Origin of the sequence: Micromonospora psammae (assembly GCF_036902725.1) — a bacterium.
Classification (GTDB): domain Bacteria; phylum Actinomycetota; class Actinomycetes; order Mycobacteriales; family Micromonosporaceae; genus Micromonospora.
The window spans coordinates 1-794 of record NZ_JBAKHM010000061.1 but is presented as its reverse complement, the minus strand read 5'-3'; the positions used below and the strand labels follow the sequence as shown (position 1 = coordinate 794).

Genomic DNA, 794 nt, shown 5'->3' with positions numbered 1-794 from the left:
GAGGGCTGGTGGGCAGGTCGGAGCGTTGGCAGTTGGCCAACCGGTGCTCACTGACCAAGCGCCATGACCGCCAAGTTCAGGGTGTTGGATGACACGCCGCTCGGCGCCGCGCCCAGCGACGGTTCGTGTCCCAGTATTGGGCGGTGGCAGAACCTGCTCGTGGATTAGCAAGGTCAACGACGTTCGGTGCGGAACGCAATCCCGCGCGGCTCGTCACCTTCAGCGATGCGGTCTTCGCCATCTCCATCACCCTGCTCGTTCTGGAGATCAGCCCGCCGGAGGACACCCGGCACCTGGCCCACGGCCTCGCCACGCTGTGGCCGTCCTACCTGGCGTACGCCCTCACCTTCCTTCTCATCGGGCAGGTGTGGGCCAACCACCACGTCATGTTCGATCACCTTCGCGGCACCGACTGGGTGGTGCTGTTGCTCAACACCCTGCTGCTGATGACCATCGCGTTCCTGCCATTCGCCGCTTCCGTTCTGGCCGCCGCGTTCCGGGACGGACACGGGCAGCGGACTGCCGTGGTCTTCTACGGGTTCGCGCTCGGGCTGGCAGCCTCTCTGTTCAACGCGATCTGGGGGTACGCGAGCCGTGGTCGCCGGCTGCTCAGCACCACCGTCGATCCCGCCGCTGCGCGAGCCATCGGCCGTCGCTTTCGGCTCGCTCCCCTCTGGATCGCCGCCGGAATCCTGCTGGGCGCCCTGCTCCCCGTCCTCGGCGTGGCCGTGATCACCGCGTTGATCCCCTTCTACTGGCTCCCGATCCGGGGCGAGATCGCCAGGGCGAAGCGT

General features: G+C 67.3%; 1 protein-coding gene. It reads left to right on the top strand.

The annotated features are described in order from the left end of the window. Positions 1–125 precede the first annotated feature (125 nt). The coding region (locus V6U79_RS29680) for a TMEM175 family protein (protein ID WP_334616721.1) at positions 126–794 on the top strand (669 nt) is incomplete at its 3' end.